We start from the raw sequence: 14,672 nt of genomic DNA on the forward strand, positions 1-14,672 counted from the left end.
CATTGCGCCGCTTGCCGAAGTCTGCTTTGCGCTTTACGAAACAAACATGGCCAAATCCGAAAGGCAGACAATCTTTTTTGCCGAGCGCGCGCCGCTCAAGGTGACGCTGCTAGTGTTCTCCGGCTCGTCGATCATGTGCGTGGCCTCCGCCGTCGATCCGCTGCGCGCGGCAAACCGCATCACCGGCGAGACGCTGTTCGACTACCGGCTGGTGTCGATGACGGGCGATGCACCGGTGACGACATGTGGCCTGCCGGTGGCTGTGTCCGGACGCTTCGACCCCGCCGAGGCCGCCGACATGCTGGTGGTGATCGCTGGCTTCGGCACGCAGAACTACGCGACTTCGGCGCTGCTTTCCGGCTTGCGGCGCGCGGCGCGCACGGCACGCGCGGTCGGTGGCGTCGAAGCCGGAACATGGCTGGTTGCGCGTGCGGGACTGCTCGAAGGGCGCAGCGCGACCACGCACTGGGAAGACATGGAGGATTTCACCGCAGCCTTTCCCGGCACCGACGTTCGCCCCGACCGCTATGTCATCGACGGTCCGGTCTTCACCTCGGGCGGCGCCTCGCCAACCTTTGACCTGATGCTACACCTGGTGCGCTCGCGGCTTGGCATGGCTGTGGCGCTCGATGTCGCCTCGGTCTTTATCTACGATCAGGCGCGCGCCGCCACCGACGCGCAACCCCTGGTCTCGCTCGGCCGCCTCGATGGCTACGATCCGCGCCTGGCGCAGGCGATCCGGCTGATGGAAGCGCATGTCGACCAACCGCTGACGATCGCGGCCATCGCCCGACGTGCGGGCATCACTGCCCGCACGCTGGAGAGCATCTTTCGAGCCTCGATCGGCGAAACACCCGGGGCCTACTACCTCAGGCTCAGGCTCGGTGCCGCCAGACGACTGGTGGTGGACACACGCATCGCCATGGCTGACATCGCCGGGCGAACGGGCTTTTCGTCCGCTGCGGCATTCTCAAGAGCGTTTTCAAGAGCTTTCGGCGAGGCGCCGGTCAGGTTGAGACGCGGCTGACGCCGCGCCGATCAGGCAGCGCGGCGGTTGTCTCCACCGTCGATCAGGTCGCGCATCTGCTTGGCCAGGTGTATCTCGAAACGGCCGGCCACGGCGCGATCCCATTCGTTCGATACCTTGGCGTCGTCGTTGGGACGCGGCATCGACATCAACCGGTCGATGATCGAACCGGCATGCTCACGCGACAGAAGGGCGTCGATTTCGTGTTCGATCTGCATTCTTCGCCTCCTTTCGATTCGTGTTGGCGAGGCCTGTATATAGGAAACCTGTGACGGCTTCTTGAAGGCAAGCTCAAGGCGATTGAAAGGCAGATTGAGAAAATTGAGTCACGAAATCGTGCTGGAACGGTGATTTCATTCCGCCAACGACTTATCCGGCTAACCGTTCCTAGAATTTCTTTTCGAACAACACCGTTGTCAATCCGCTCTCCCATTCAAGGTCGGGATAGCGGTCTTTTTCCTCGTAGCCCAGCGCTTTGTAGAAGGCCTGGCTTTGTTGGTTGAAGCTGTCGGTCTCCAGCCGAACCTGGATGTAGCCGGACGCCTCGATGGCTTTCTCGGCCTCCACCATCAGGGCGCGACCGACGCCGAGACGCTGGTGACGCGAACCGACATGCAAGGCATCGATGAAATCGTCCCGCCAGTTGACGAGCCCGGCAACCTCGCCACCGACCAGCGCGACGAGGAAATTACGGCCCTGTTCGTCCACGAAACGGTGGCCGACATTGCCTTCGACATAGTTGCGCGCGGCAGCCGGGGTGATTTCCGGCAGCCAGGTGCTCTCGAAGGTTTCCTGCAGCACACGCTTCAGGCCCGGGAAATCGGCTTCGATCCCGCGCCTGATGGTGATCCCGCCGCGCTTTATGCCAGCGCTGTCAGACATACCGGTTGACGACATTCTCCAGATATTCCTGCCGGCCGGAGCGGGGTTCAGGCTCGATCCCGTCCTTGAGCACCTTCGCCGATAGATCCTCCAGCGTGACGCTGCCCGCAAGAACCTTGCTGGCTTGCGGATTGGCCCAGCCCGCGTAACGCGCCTCGAGCGGAGCCGACAGCGCCTTGTCCTCGATCATGCGCGCGGCGGCCTTGAGCCCACGCGCGCAGCAGTCCATGCCCCCGATATGAGCGATCAGCAGGTCCTGCGGGTCGAGCGACTGACGGCGCAGCTTGGCGTCGAAATTGGTGCCACCGGTGGTGAAGCCGCCGGCCTGAAGCACCTGATAGTAGGCGAGCGCCATTTCCGGCACGTTGTTCGGGAACTGGTCGGTATCCCAGCCCGACTGGTAGTCGTTGCGGTTCATGTCGATGGAACCGAAGATGCCGAGCGCATCGGCCAGCGCCAGCTCATGCTCGAACGAGTGTCCGGCCAGGATGGCGTGACCCTGCTCGATATTGACCTTGACCTCCTTCTCCAGCCCGAAATCCTTGAGGAAACCGTAGACCGTGGCGACGTCGTAATCGTACTGGTGCTTGGTCGGCTCCTGTGGCTTCGGCTCAATCAGGATGGTGCCCTTGAAGCCGATCCTGTGCTTGTAGTCGACCACCATGGACAGGAAGCGGCCGGCCTGCTCGCGCTCGCGCTTGAGATCGGTGTTGAGCAGGGTCTCGTAGCCCTCGCGGCCGCCCCACAGCACATAGTTTTCGCCGCCGAGGCGTTTGGTGACATCGATGCATTTCTTGACCGTGGCAGCTGCGTAATAAAACACTTCCGGGTCGGGATTGGTGGCGGCACCGGCCATGTAGCGGCGGTGAGAGAACAGGTTGGCGGTGCCCCACAGAAGCTTGACGCCGGTCTCGCTCTGCCTGGCTTCGAAGACATCGGCGATCTCGTCGAGCCGCGTAGCGCTTTCGGCGAAGGTTGCGCCCTCCGGCCGAACGTCGGCGTCGTGGAAGCAATAATAAGGCACGCCGAGCAACGACAGCATTTCGAAGGCGACGTCGGCTTTCAGCTTAGCCGCCTGCATCGTGTCGCCGAACCATGGCCGCTCGAAGGTCTGTCCACCGAACGGATCGCCACCCGGCCACGCAAAGGAATGCCAGTAGGCGACGGCGAAGCGCAGATGGTCTTCCAGCCGCTTGCCGAGCACCACCTCGTCCTTGTTGTAGAAACGATAGGCGAGCGGATTGGTCGAATCCGGCCCTTCATAGCCGATCTTGCCAACATCGCCGAAGAAACCGGTGCTCATGCTCTTTCTCCTCTGGAATGCTTTGGACGGGCCCTGCCCGCTATCCGGGACAACGGCCCCATCGACATCGTGCCGATTACCTGCCGCGTAATTGGTTCCGTTTGCGGGACGGGCGAAAAGGCTCGTGTCGAAACCCGAAACAAAGGAAACGGACCATGACCGACCTCGCCGCCATCACCCACAACTACATCGCCGCCTGGAACGAAACCGATGCGGCGCGTCGGGTCGGCCTGCTCGACGCGGCCTTCACCAACGATGTCAGCTACCGCGACCCGATCATGCAGGGCGACGGCCATGCCGGCCTCACCGCGCTGATCGAAGGTGTGCAGCAGCGCTTCCCCGGCTTCCGCTTCTCGCTGCGCGGCACGCCGGACGGTTTCGGCGAGTTCATCCGCTTTTCCTGGAACCTCGGACCGGAGGGCGTGGATTCGGTCATCGAAGGCACCGACATCGGCTTTGTCGAGAACGGCCGGCTGAAGACAGTCACCGGCTTCCTCGACAAAATTCCCGCCCAATAAAGCGAAAGGCGACGGGCACGGGCCCGTCGGCGCAGGCGCAGTCCGGCCGGTCACATCGTCCCCCTGATCGCCGGATAGAGGGCGCCGTACCGCCGATAGGCGTCCTCGAAAGCCGCGGCCAGGGCCTTTTCGGGCTCGACGGTCGCGGCAACGGCCGGGGCCGTGCAGACGGCAAGCGGATCGGCCCCGGTCGCGGCGATCAGCCCGAGCCGCGCCGCGCCAAAGGCAGCGCCGAAATCGCCATCGGCCGGCACATCGACTGGAATACCCAGCGCCGTGGCGATTGCCTTCAGCCAGTAGCGCGAACGCGAGCCACCACCGATTGCCGTGACCCGCTCCAGCGTCGTTCCGGCCTTGCGCAAGGCCTCGAGGCTGTCGCGGAAGGCAAAGGCTACGCCTTCCAGCACTGCTTGGGTGAGCGCCGAACGGCTCGATTCATGCGCCAGGCCGACAAAGGCGCCACGAATGGCGGCATCGTTGTGCGGCGTGCGCTCGCCGGACAGGTAGGGCAGGAAGGAAACGCCGCTCGGCGTTTTCAGCGTATCGCCAAGCTCGGCCGTCAGTTCGCCGGCGCCCTTGCCGGTGATCTCCGACAGCCAGTTGAGCGAATCCGTGGCGGACAGGATCACGCCCATCTGGTGCCATGTCTGCGGCAGAGCGTGGCAGAAGGTGTGCACCGCGCTTTCGGGATTGGGCAGATAGGCGGCATTGGCCGCAAACAGCACGCCCGACGTGCCCAGCGAAACGAAGGCATGACCGGCACCGACCGTACCCATGCCGCAGGCGGAGGCGGCATTGTCTCCCGCGCCGCCGGCGACCGGAATGCCCGGGGTCAAACCCCACTCGGCGGCCAGTTCGGCACGCAACCCGCCCGCCCTGTCGGTGCCCTCGACGAGCGTAGGCATATGGCTTTCATCGAGCTCGGTGGCGGCAAGTAGCTCCGGTGACCAGCGCCGCTTTTCGACATCGAGCCAGGAGGTGCCGGCCGCGTCCGACATTTCCGAAATATGCTCGCCGGTCAGCCAGAGCCTGAGATAGTCCTTCGGCAAAAGCACCTTCGCCACCCGGGCGAAGACGGCCGGCTCATTGGCTTTCACCCAGGCCAGTTTCGGCGCGGTAAAGCCCGGGAAAACGATGTTGCCGGTGAGCTTGCGGAAACGCGGATCGGCGTCCAGCTTGGCCGCTTCGGCAAAGCTGCGCGTATCGTTCCACAAAATGCAGGGGCGCAGCACCGCGTCGCCGGCATCGAGCAGCGTCGCGCCATGCATCTGACCGGACAGGCCGATGCCCTTGATGGCCGCGAATTCGCGAGAATGAGCGGCCTTCAGTTCGGCGATCGCCTGGCGGCAGGCACGGACCCATTCGGCGGGATCCTGTTCCGACCAGCCATGATGCGGACGCGACACGTCCAGCGAGGCATGACCGGAGCCGATGACAGCCTGCCGCCCGTCGATGAGCAGCGCCTTGACGCCGGACGTGCCGAGATCGAGCCCGAGATACATGCCTTCTCCTCCCGTTCGGTCCGCCTGCCTGCGGACCGGCACCAGCTTACCGAGACCCGAAAACCTCCCCAAGACACTTCGAGGCCTGAAAGCCTTTCAGCACTTGCTCATCTTTTTTTCGAGTCTCGAAAAATATAGTCAGGCAGGTTTTACTGTAAGGCTGGCGTCGCGTCAATTCATGTCGAGAGCGGTGGCGCGGCGCGTGAACAAGGCGGACAGCGGGCTCTCCGGGCGGGCGAGCGCGCGTTCGGCGCTCAGCGCCCTTGCCAGCGGCACATCGCCGTCGCGCAGGGCGGCCTCGATCAGCGTCAGATCGATTACGTCGCGCTGCGCATGGCTACCACCGAATGCGTGCGCGACGGCGCGGATCGGCCGCAGCAACCGCACCGTCTCGGCGTAATTGCCATCGCCGAAGGCCTTTACGGCCAGCGTGACCGGATGACCGACATCGCGGGTGAAGGCGGCATTGTCGTCGCTGGCTGACATCGCCTCGCGCTGGGCTTCCAGCAGGGTTTGGGCCGGTGTCTCCAACCCGGCTCCGACAAAGGCCATCATCGCGTGTGCGTCGTTGAAGGCATAGTTGCCGGCCGCCGCCTTTGGCGTCCAGTTGGCGGCGAGCGCCACCCAGCGGTCGCCGACATCGACGCCGCCGAGATGCAGGCGCCACAGGATCGCCGAGGCATCGACCATGTTGAGCGCGAGTGTCGATCGCTTGCCGTAGATCGGCCCGTCGAACAGCGACAGCACCTCGTCCGTCTCGCCGAGATCATAGTGGAACAGCGCGAGGTGCCACCAATTGTGCACCTGGAGAAAGCTCTCCTTCGTCCAGCCGTCTCTATTCGACCGCATCCAGGCGATGCCATCGCGCTGCCGGCTCTGCATCTCCATGACGTGAGCCACCGCGTGCTGAGCCCAGCCATCACGCGGTTCGAGTTCGATCGCTTGGCGGCCGAACCGTTCGGCGCGCTGATAATCGCCCATCTCCTCAAGCCCGAACGCCTGCATGCCGAGAATGGCGTGATAGCCTGGCAAGGCCTTGTTCCAGACCGGCAGTGCACGGCTGATACGGTCCCGCAGCATGCGGGCGTTGCCGGTGAAGAAATCGATCTGGTGGCCGGCCTGCAGGGCAAGCGCATCGAGCGGAAACTCGATGGCGATATCCTCAAGGATACGCGCCGCCTCGTGCCAGCGCCCGGCCGCCAAATGCCCGAGCGCGGCGACATGGCCCTGCTCGCGGGCGCTGGCGGCTAGCGGCAGCGCCGCCTGATGACAGGAGCGGGCAACCGCCATTGCCTCGCGCTCGGTCGACAGGCCGAACAGATACCCCTTCAATACATGCGCCATGACGAAACCAGGCGCTTCGGCGATCGCGGCGTCGGCCGAACCAACGGGATCGCCGACGAAGCGCTGCAACTCGCCAACCCCGCGCAGATAGTGCTGCAGGGCCGTTTCCGAGGTGCCCGAAAGCGCGAGGCCGGTTGTGTCTGTCGTCTTCATCTTGGTTATTCCTAATATTCGCAAATTATAAACCATGGAAACGAACTGTGTTTGGAGGCGCAGGGCAAATCATGGCTTCTTTGTGGCAATCGGCCAGGCGGGGTGACCGGGACGGTCATGGGGTTTCAAGAGTGGAAGGTCGGCGAGCAAGCGTCATTTAAGCGATTTTCGAGGGGAACATATTGATGCAGCAATGTATTTCGGCCGCGGCCAAGCGGGCTAGAACTTCTGCCGCCCGAAAACTGACTTTGCTGGCTTCGACATCACTCCTGCTCGGTATTGCACCGCTCTCGCCGGCGTCAGCCGCCTGCATCCTCTCCTCTTCTCCAGGCAACGACACCGTCATCTGCGACAGCGGCACAACCGTTGGAAACCTCGTCGACACGAGTGGCAACAACACGCTGATTTTTCCGGCCGGCGGCACCGGCCAGATCACCGGCAACGTCACCTATGGCGCCGGCGCCGACCGCATCGAGATGCATTCCGGCACCATCACCGGCACGGTAGATGAGGGCGACGGCCCCGATTCTTTCATCATCAGCGCCGGAACGGTGATCGGCAATGTCCAGCAAGGCGGAGGCATCGACGATTTCCAGATGACCGGCGGCCAAATCGGCTCGCTCAATCAAGGCGACGCACGCGACACTTTCTTCATGTCAGGTGGGCGCATCGTCGATTTCTTCGACGATGGCGACTACGCGATCATGACCGGCGGCCGCATCGGCCGCGTCAACATGAAACTCGACAAGAACTATTTCAACATGTCGGGCGGCATCATCGACCGCAATCTCGTGACCGGCTTCGACGACGACATCATCATCGTTTCGGGCGGCACGATCGGCGGCAACATCAGCACCAGTGGCGGCAATGACAGCGTCACCGTCACCGGCGGCTCGATCGGCGGCGACGTGCTGATGAGCGTCGGCCAGGACACGTTCACCTGGAACAATGGCGGCATCATCTACGGCACGATCGACCTCGGCGGCGACAACGACACCGCCACGCTGAGCAATCTTAACAATGGCAATCTGGGCGCCACCAAAGCGATCAGCGGCGGACTCGGCGTCGATACGCTCACCCTTTCCAATGTCAGCATGACCGGCATCGCCAGGCTGCAGAACTGGGAAACGATCAGCGCCACGAACGACACGCAGCTTGTCTTCGACGGCACGTTGACGCTCGGCGATCCCGGCACGGGAACCGGGACGCTGACGGTCGACGTGGCCAGCACGCTCTACGGTGGCGGCGCCAATGGCGGGGTCTCGGCCTTCACCGCCGGGCAAATGGCCAATGTCATCAATGCCGGGCGCATTGATCTCACCAATGGCGGCAACAGCCTGACCGACACCTTCACCATCGCCGGCAACTACACCGGCAACAACGGTCTGCTCCTGCTGCAAACGGCGCTTGGCGACGATAGTTCCGCCTCCGACAAGCTGGTGGTTTCCGGCGGCAAGGCGAGCGGCGAAACCAGCATCAGCGTCATCAATGTCGGCGGCGCGGGAGCCGCCACCACGCAGAACGGCATCATGGTGGTGCAGGCGGTCAATGGCGGCACCACGGCAAGCAACGCCTTTGCGTTGAACGGGCCGGTAGCGGCCGGCGCCTACGAGTACTTCCTGTTCAGAGGCGGCGTCACCGCCGGCAGCGCGGAGAACTGGTATTTGCGCTCCACCCTCGTGAACACGCCCTCTACCGAACCACCGCCGACAGTAGCGCCCGGTCCAGGCGTGCTGGAGCCTGCACCGCCGCCACCGCAACCGGTGGCGCCCGCGCCGGAGCCGCCGGCTCCGCCACCTGTAACCCCGCCGCCGCCGGTGCCGCCGGAATCGACACCAGCCAATCCGAACCCCGTCGATCCCGCTCCGCCGGTCCAGCCGACCGACGCCGCACCGGTCGCCCCGCCTCCGCCACCGGCAGTTCCGCCAGCTGAACCGCCACCGCCGCCGCCGGAAGTGTCAACGGAGGTTACGCCGCTTCCATCGCCAGGCGTCGCACCGCCCTCACCCGGCGCCACTCCGGTGATCGGCGATGTCGTTCCGCTCTATCGCGTCGAAGTGCCGACCTACGCGGCACTGCCCCCCGCCGGTTACCATCTGATGAGCGCTACGCTCGGCACGTTCCACGAACGGCGCGGCGAGCAATCCCTGCTCGGTGGCGTCGGCATGGTGCCCGCCAGCTGGGGGCGCCTCTTTGGCCAGAACGCGGAAGTCAGTTGGGGCGGCACCGTCTCGCCGACTTTCGACGGACATCTTTTCGGCTTCCAGGCGGGCACCGACCTGATCGGCTGGGAAGGCCCCTCCGGTCACGAGAACCGGGCCGGTCTGTTCATCGGCCATACCCGCATGGATGGCGACATCCGCGGCCAGGCGCTTGGCTGGAACAATCTCAGCGTCGGAAAACTGGACATGGGTGGCACGTCGTTCGGTGCCTACTGGACCCATATCGGCCCCGGCGGCTGGTATCTGGACGGCGTCGCCATGGGCACCTGGTTCAACGGCAAGGCGACGTCGAACCGCGATATCGGCATCAATGTCGACGGTACGGGCGTCACGCTTTCACTCGAGGGCGGCTATCCAATTCCGCTGGACGCCGACTGGTCGCTGGAACCGCAGGCGCAGCTGATCTGGCAGCACCTGTCGCTCGACGGTAAGGCCGACCGCTTCTCGTCCGTCTCCTTCGACAATGACAACAGCCTCACCGGTCGTCTCGGCCTGCGCCTGCAAGGAACCATGCCAGCCGGCAGCGCCGTCGTGCAGCCCTACCTCAAGGCCAATCTCTGGCATGACTTCGGCGGCACCGACCAACTGGACTTCGGCGCGGACCCGATCTCGGCCGAACGCGGCGGCACCTCGCTGGAACTGGGTGGCGGCGTGGTGGCGAAACTGTCGGACACGCTGAGCGTCTTCGCCACCGCCGATTACACCACCAATCTCGGCGGCGACAAACGGCGCGTGTGGGAAGGCAATCTCGGTCTCAGCGTCAAATGGTGAGTGCGGTTGCGGGGCCGGATCTCGGCCCCGCCCGCGGCATCAGTTGCCCGACCGCATCGCCACGGTGGCGATGCCAGCGCCGACCAGCAGCGTGCCGCCGGTGCGGTTGAAAATGCGGATGGCTTTCGGATTGCGCACGATGTTGCGGGCTCGCGAGGCGACCAGCGCGTAACCAAAGGCATTGGCGAAGGCGAGCGTCAGGAAGGTCGCCTCGAAGATCATCATCTGCGTCCAGAAATTGCCGTGCCGGTCAAGGAACTGCGGCAGGAAGGCGACAAAGAAGGTGATGCTCTTGGGATTGAGCGCGGTGACCAGCCAGGCATGGCCCATCATCCTGGCCGCCGAAACGGCGTCGTGGCGCGGCGTGGCTTCCAGCGCGCCGCCAGCCCGGAACAGCTTGATGCCGAGATAGATGAGATAGGCGGCGCCGATCACCTTGAGCACGGTGAACACCGTCGCCGAGGCGGCGAGCAGTGCGCCGATGCCAAGCATGGACAGCGTCATGGCGGTGAAATCGCCCAGCGCCACGCCAACCGCCATGGGCAGCGCCGTGCGCCAGCCCTGTCCCAGCGCGTAGGAAACGACGAGCAGGATGGTTGGCCCGGGAATGAGAAGCAGGATGGAGGACGCGGCGGCGAAGGCCGCCCAATTCTCGAAAGACATGGAACTCTCCTGTTAAAGAAAAGGATAAATCCCTGCCTTCAGGCCGATGTAAAGAGGTTTTTCCAGCAATTTCGAGAAGCGCAGACGGGCGTCAATTCGCGCCGGTCGGCACGTTCCGCGCAGCGATGGCGGCAACGCACGCGATGGCCATGATGGCCGCTGAAAGCAATGCCATATCGGTCGTTGCGGTCCGCCATGCGAAGGCCCGTTCCAAGTTTGAAATCAGCTCTTTAGGATCGGAGGAATGGATAGGCGGGAGCCGTGCCGGCATTGTGACGGAACCGAGGTCTTTTGATGCCTCGCACCTTTCCAGTCGTCCAAAATCACCGGCCATGCGGGCTTGTGTGAAGCGCAAATCCAAGCCGCCCAAGGCTTTCACGCTTTTTAAACCATGAATCCTGAAAATGCGCTCTATCGCCGGGCATGTGATCCCGGCTGTTCGTTTGGGGTAAAGAGTGCATGCGTAAACCGCAAGACCTGACGCATTCATCCGGCGTCGCCAGCCCGGAATCCGACCACCTCATCTCGCGCCGCGCCGTGCTTTCAGGCCTCGGCGTGATGACCCTGCTTGGCGCCTCCGGCTGCTCGCAGACCCTCGATATCCCCTCGCTCGGTCCGGTCGGACCGTCGGGCGGCATGCCTCAGCTCGACGACATGTCGACCGGCTCGATCCGCCCGATCCCGCCGATCAGCGTTGACAAGAACATCACCGACAACGGCACGATGTATGCCTCGCTGACCGACAATGGCTTCGTCGTGCCGGCCATTCCCTTCCAGAAGGTCAAGCAGGAGTTTCGCCGCCAGATCGTCGTCGACCCGACCGGCGAGGCACCCGGTACCATCGTCGTGCGGCTCAATGAGCGGCATCTCTACTGGGTGCAGGAGGGCGGCGAGGCCGTGCGCTACGGCGTCGGCATCGGCAAGGCCGGTTTCGAGTGGAGCGGCCGCGCCGTGATCCAGTACACCAAGGAATGGCCGACCTGGACGCCGCCCAGGGAAATGATCGCGCGCAAGCCGGAGCTGGTGAAATGGGCGAGCGGCCAGCCGGGCGGCCTCGACAACCCGCTCGGCGCCCGCGCCCACTACATCTACAAGGACGGCCAGGATACCGGCTATCGCGTGCACGGCTCGCCCGAGTGGTGGACCATCGGCACCCAGGCCTCGTCCGGTTGCGTGCGCATGATCAACCAGGACGTCATCGACCTCTATAACCGCGTCCGCGCCTCGCCGACCAAGGTGCCGATTGTGGTTGCATGAGGCAGTCGGCAGTCGGCAGTCGGCAGTCGGCAGTCGGCAGTCGGGGACTGCTCACTTGCCCTCCCGCCGGCTGCAAGCGGCAAATTCACTGGCAAGTTGCCCAATACAGTTGCGGATCGCCCATTCCCGACTGCCGACTGCCCACTCCCGACCGCCTCCCCCTAATCGATTAAATCTCCCGTTGCGTCACGCCTGAATACAGGCGAAAGTTCTGGCTGAGACGGATCGGGAGGATCGCAGGATGGCCGGAACTTTCATCATCGCCCAGGGCGGCGGCCCTACCGCGGTCATCAACCAGACGGTGGTCGGCGCGGTCCTCGAAATCCGCAAGAACCATCCCGGCGCGCGTGTGCTCGGCTCCCGTCATGGCGTGCGCGGGGTTCGCGACGGCGACTATGTCGACCTGACCGACATGCGCGAGGACCAGTTGCGGCTGATCGGCCGCACGCCGTCGGCGGCGCTCGGCTCCACCCGCGACAAGCCGGACGCCGCCTATTGCGAACTGGTGCTGAAGGGGCTGCAGAAGATCGGCGCCGACGCCTTCATCTATATCGGCGGCAACGACACCTCCGGCACGCAGCAGATCCTCACCGACGCGGCGGGCGGCAAGATCGCCTTCGTGCATGCGCCCAAAACCATCGACAACGACCTGGTCGAGAACGACCACACGCCGGGCTTCATCTCGGCGGCTGAATTCGTCGCCGGCGCCTTCCTGTCGGTCGACCTCGACTTCCGCGCCCTGCCCGGCATCTATGTCGGTATCGTCATGGGCCGCCATGCCGGCTTCCTCACCGCCGCGTCCGCCGCCTGGCGGCTGGACGGGGACAGCGGGCCGCATCTCGTCTATGTGCCCGAGCGCGCCTTTTCGGTGGACCGCTTCATCGACGACGTGAAGGCGACCATGGCCAGGCACAAGCGCTGCATCGTCGCCGTCTCCGAAGGTGTCTCCACCGCGGACGGGCGTTCGCTGGTCGAGACCATCGTCGGTTCCGACAAGGTCGAGCGCGATGCCCACGGCAACGTCAAGCTTTCGGGCAGCGACCTGAACCGCGCCTTCGAACAGGCATTGGCCGAGAGGCTGCCCGGCAAACGCGCCCGCGTCGACGCGCTGGGCTACATGCCGCGCGGCTATATCGGCGCGGTGAGCCCGGTGGATGCGCAGGAGGCTTTCGATGCCGGCGCCTTCGCGGCGGGCGTCGCCGCCGAGGGCGGCGGCTCGGTGGCTCTGCAATATGATGGCAAGAAGACCGTGTTCAGGAAGGTGCCGCTGAGCAGCGTCGCCGCCAAGACCCGGCACATGCCCGACGATTACCTGCGTAAGGACACCAACGACCTGTCCGATGCCGGCCTTGCCTATCTGCACCGGCTGGTGCCGGCCAAATACCAGGTCGGCAAACCTTTCGTGTGAGGGCGACGATGACCGGCTGGTTCGGCAAACAGGCACTCGACCCGGCGCTGACGCTGATCGCCGAGCCCTTCGTGCATCCTTATATGAGCGCCAATATCTGGCACCTCAAAGGGCGCGACGTCGATCTTCTGGTCGACACCGGCATGGGTATCTGCCCGCTGGCGCCTGAGATCGACACGCCGGCCGGCAAGCCGCTGCTGGTCGTTGCCACCCACATCCATCTCGACCACGTCGGCTCGCTGCACGAATTCGCCGACCGCGCCGGCCCGGCGCAAAGTGCCGCCGAATTCGCCCGCATGGGCGATGCCGCCACCTACGCGCATGAATTCCGCGAACTGGAGGGTGCCGTTTCGCGCCTGCCGCATCCCGGCTGGAGGGCTGAAAGCTACCGCATCGAGCCGGCGCCGCTGACCCGGATTCTTGCCGAAGGCGACAGCGTCGACCTTGGCGACCGGCGCTTCACCGTCCTGCATCTGCCTGGCCACTCGCCGGATTCGATCGCGCTGTTCGACGAACATGACGGGCTCTTCTTCAGCGGCGACGCCATCTATGACGACACGCTGCTCGACGATCTTCCCGATTCCGACCGCGCTGCCTATCGCCACACCATGCGGCGGCTGCTCGAATTGCCGATCAGCACCGGCCATGGCGGCCACGGCCCGAGCTTCGACCGCGACAGGATGCGGGCGATCGCGCAAGCCTATCTTGCGACTGGTAGTTGAGCCTGCAAGCCGACCTGAAATACGAGGCTTCGGTTCTGGCCAGGACGAGGACCGGGCCATGCTCTCGAAGAATGTGACGTGGCGGCATCCTACTCCTTCGTCATTCCGGGCCAGCGAGGCGAAGCCGAGCGCCGACCCGGAACCCATAAAGCAGCACGGCCGGGAATGAGGGTCGCGTTGACGGGAATGAAACACGCGGCGTCGGTTCGGCTGCATGAACGGTCCAGGACGAGGACCGGGCCGGGCTCGACGATGGGCGGCCAATGGGTTCCGGCTCTCGCTGCGCTCGGCCGGAATGACGGCGGTGGAGTTGTCGCCTTCATTCTGTTTCTTGCCATCGGAGGGATGTGACGGAGCGGCATCCCAAGCACTCGTCATTCCGGGCCAGCGAGGCGGAGCCGAGCGCCGACCCGGAACCCATTGAGCAGCACGGCCGGGAACGAAGGTCGCGTCAACGGGAATGAAGCACGCGGCGCCGGTCCGGCTGCGTGAACTGTTCAGAACGAGGACCGGGCCGGGCTCGACGATGGTGCGGCCAATGGGTTCCGGCTCTCGCTGCGCTCGGCCGGAATGACGGAGGCGGTGCAGTCGCGCCGACGCGCGGTTGCGTTGATACACTTCTTCATCGCCACGCTGCGGAAATCCGCCCTGGCCATTGTCAAAAAACACTCCCTTGCGGGAGGTGGGAAGCGGGGCGCCGGGTCGGTGCCTCATGCTATTCTGATACTGGCGCCTTCCGGGCGCCCCGCCGGTGTTCTTGCCCCGGACCGACCTCGCCGTCCTTCGCGACGGCAGACTTCGGACCTCGAAGCCGCCATTTTCGGCGGCCGGGTTTTTCCAGGGCCCGGACTTAGGGCTCGTCACCAGACAGCGCCACCGTTAGCGCTGCCAGTCCGGCAC

13 protein-coding genes are annotated in these 14,672 nt (G+C 64.5%); 7 read left to right on the top strand and 6 right to left on the bottom strand.

Annotated elements, in window-relative coordinates:
- The first annotated feature begins 46 nt into the window (after nt 1-46).
- On the top strand, nt 47-1,027 hold the full coding sequence (locus AB4136_RS28105) for a GlxA family transcriptional regulator (RefSeq protein WP_024925901.1): 981 nt from the start codon (nt 47-49) through the stop codon (nt 1,025-1,027).
- 11 nt (nt 1,028-1,038) lie between these two features.
- On the opposite strand, the gene AB4136_RS28110 is transcribed toward AB4136_RS28105, so the two are convergent.
- The 3 genes from AB4136_RS28110 to xylA form a co-directional block, all read right to left on the bottom strand.
- On the bottom strand, nt 1,039-1,245 hold the full coding sequence (locus AB4136_RS28110; protein ID WP_024925900.1) for a hypothetical protein: 207 nt from the start codon (nt 1,243-1,245) through the stop codon (nt 1,039-1,041).
- Between the two features lie 169 nt (nt 1,246-1,414).
- Nucleotides 1,415-1,924 carry a GNAT family N-acetyltransferase gene (locus tag AB4136_RS28115; protein ID WP_245317397.1) on the bottom strand — a complete coding sequence of 170 codons (510 nt, stop codon included), beginning with the start codon at nt 1,922-1,924 and terminating at the stop codon, nt 1,415-1,417.
- On the bottom strand, nt 1,902-3,212 hold the full coding sequence (gene xylA, locus AB4136_RS28120; protein WP_024925898.1) for a xylose isomerase: 1,311 nt from the start codon (nt 3,210-3,212) through the stop codon (nt 1,902-1,904). The genes AB4136_RS28115 and xylA overlap by 23 nt, the downstream gene beginning before the upstream one ends.
- Nucleotides 3,213-3,367: 155 nt before the next feature.
- On the opposite strand from xylA, the gene AB4136_RS28125 reads away from it, so the two are divergent.
- Nucleotides 3,368-3,730: a nuclear transport factor 2 family protein gene (locus AB4136_RS28125; protein ID WP_024925897.1), complete on the top strand. Its 363-nt coding sequence runs from the start codon at nt 3,368-3,370 to the stop codon at nt 3,728-3,730.
- Nucleotides 3,731-3,780: 50 nt separating this feature from the next.
- Here AB4136_RS28125 and xylB read toward each other — a convergent pair whose 3' ends face one another.
- Both xylB and AB4136_RS28135 read right to left on the bottom strand, forming a co-directional pair.
- Complete coding sequence (xylB, locus tag AB4136_RS28130) at nt 3,781-5,232, bottom strand: xylulokinase (protein ID WP_024925896.1); 1,452 nt, start codon at nt 5,230-5,232, stop codon at nt 3,781-3,783.
- Nucleotides 5,233-5,403: 171 nt separating this feature from the next.
- Nucleotides 5,404-6,729 carry a tetratricopeptide repeat protein gene (locus AB4136_RS28135; protein WP_137901103.1) on the bottom strand — a complete coding sequence of 442 codons (1,326 nt, stop codon included), beginning with the start codon at nt 6,727-6,729 and terminating at the stop codon, nt 5,404-5,406.
- A gap of 185 nt (nt 6,730-6,914) precedes the next feature.
- Here AB4136_RS28135 and AB4136_RS28140 point away from each other — a divergent pair, with 185 nt between their 5' ends.
- Nucleotides 6,915-9,722: an autotransporter family protein gene (locus AB4136_RS28140; RefSeq protein WP_036255387.1), complete on the top strand. Its 2,808-nt coding sequence runs from the start codon at nt 6,915-6,917 to the stop codon at nt 9,720-9,722.
- A 39-nt stretch (nt 9,723-9,761) separates the two neighbouring features.
- Here AB4136_RS28140 and AB4136_RS28145 read toward each other — a convergent pair whose 3' ends face one another.
- A complete protein-coding gene (locus tag AB4136_RS28145) occupies nt 9,762-10,385 on the bottom strand; it encodes a LysE family translocator (protein WP_137901104.1) in 624 nt (207 codons plus the stop codon).
- A 143-nt stretch (nt 10,386-10,528) separates the two neighbouring features.
- Between AB4136_RS28145 and AB4136_RS28150 the strand changes: the two genes are divergently transcribed.
- From AB4136_RS28150 to AB4136_RS28165, 4 genes are all read left to right on the top strand, one after another.
- Nucleotides 10,529-10,780, top strand: coding sequence for a hypothetical protein (locus AB4136_RS28150; RefSeq protein ID WP_441931897.1), 252 nt, complete (start codon nt 10,529-10,531; stop codon nt 10,778-10,780).
- A gap of 64 nt (nt 10,781-10,844) precedes the next feature.
- Complete coding sequence (locus AB4136_RS28155) at nt 10,845-11,642, top strand: L,D-transpeptidase (RefSeq protein WP_024925891.1); 798 nt, start codon at nt 10,845-10,847, stop codon at nt 11,640-11,642.
- Between the two features lie 241 nt (nt 11,643-11,883).
- Nucleotides 11,884-13,050, top strand: coding sequence for a diphosphate--fructose-6-phosphate 1-phosphotransferase (locus AB4136_RS28160; protein ID WP_137901106.1), 1,167 nt, complete (start codon nt 11,884-11,886; stop codon nt 13,048-13,050).
- Between the two features lie 8 nt (nt 13,051-13,058).
- Nucleotides 13,059-13,772, top strand: coding sequence for an MBL fold metallo-hydrolase (locus AB4136_RS28165; RefSeq protein ID WP_024925889.1), 714 nt, complete (start codon nt 13,059-13,061; stop codon nt 13,770-13,772).
- Nucleotides 13,773-14,672: the final 900 nt, after the last annotated feature.

Source organism: Mesorhizobium sp. 2RAF21, assembly GCF_052115345.1.
In the GTDB taxonomy this organism is placed as follows: domain Bacteria; phylum Pseudomonadota; class Alphaproteobacteria; order Rhizobiales; family Rhizobiaceae; genus Mesorhizobium; species Mesorhizobium terrae.

Coding starts and splice junctions, on each gene's coding strand:
- AB4136_RS28105 (WP_024925901.1), top strand. CDS start 47: ATGGCCAAATCCGAAAGGCAGACAATCTTTTTTGCCGAGCGCGCGCCG.
- AB4136_RS28110 (WP_024925900.1), bottom strand. CDS start 1,245: ATGCAGATCGAACACGAAATCGACGCCCTTCTGTCGCGTGAGCATGCC.
- AB4136_RS28115 (WP_245317397.1), bottom strand. CDS start 1,924: ATGTCGTCAACCGGTATGTCTGACAGCGCTGGCATAAAGCGCGGCGGG.
- xylA (WP_024925898.1), bottom strand. CDS start 3,212: ATGAGCACCGGTTTCTTCGGCGATGTTGGCAAGATCGGCTATGAAGGG.
- AB4136_RS28125 (WP_024925897.1), top strand. CDS start 3,368: ATGACCGACCTCGCCGCCATCACCCACAACTACATCGCCGCCTGGAAC.
- xylB (WP_024925896.1), bottom strand. CDS start 5,232: ATGTATCTCGGGCTCGATCTCGGCACGTCCGGCGTCAAGGCGCTGCTC.
- AB4136_RS28135 (WP_137901103.1), bottom strand. CDS start 6,729: ATGAAGACGACAGACACAACCGGCCTCGCGCTTTCGGGCACCTCGGAA.
- AB4136_RS28140 (WP_036255387.1), top strand. CDS start 6,915: ATGCAGCAATGTATTTCGGCCGCGGCCAAGCGGGCTAGAACTTCTGCC.
- AB4136_RS28145 (WP_137901104.1), bottom strand. CDS start 10,385: ATGTCTTTCGAGAATTGGGCGGCCTTCGCCGCCGCGTCCTCCATCCTG.
- AB4136_RS28150 (WP_441931897.1), top strand. CDS start 10,529: ATGGCCATGATGGCCGCTGAAAGCAATGCCATATCGGTCGTTGCGGTC.
- AB4136_RS28155 (WP_024925891.1), top strand. CDS start 10,845: ATGCGTAAACCGCAAGACCTGACGCATTCATCCGGCGTCGCCAGCCCG.
- AB4136_RS28160 (WP_137901106.1), top strand. CDS start 11,884: ATGGCCGGAACTTTCATCATCGCCCAGGGCGGCGGCCCTACCGCGGTC.
- AB4136_RS28165 (WP_024925889.1), top strand. CDS start 13,059: ATGACCGGCTGGTTCGGCAAACAGGCACTCGACCCGGCGCTGACGCTG.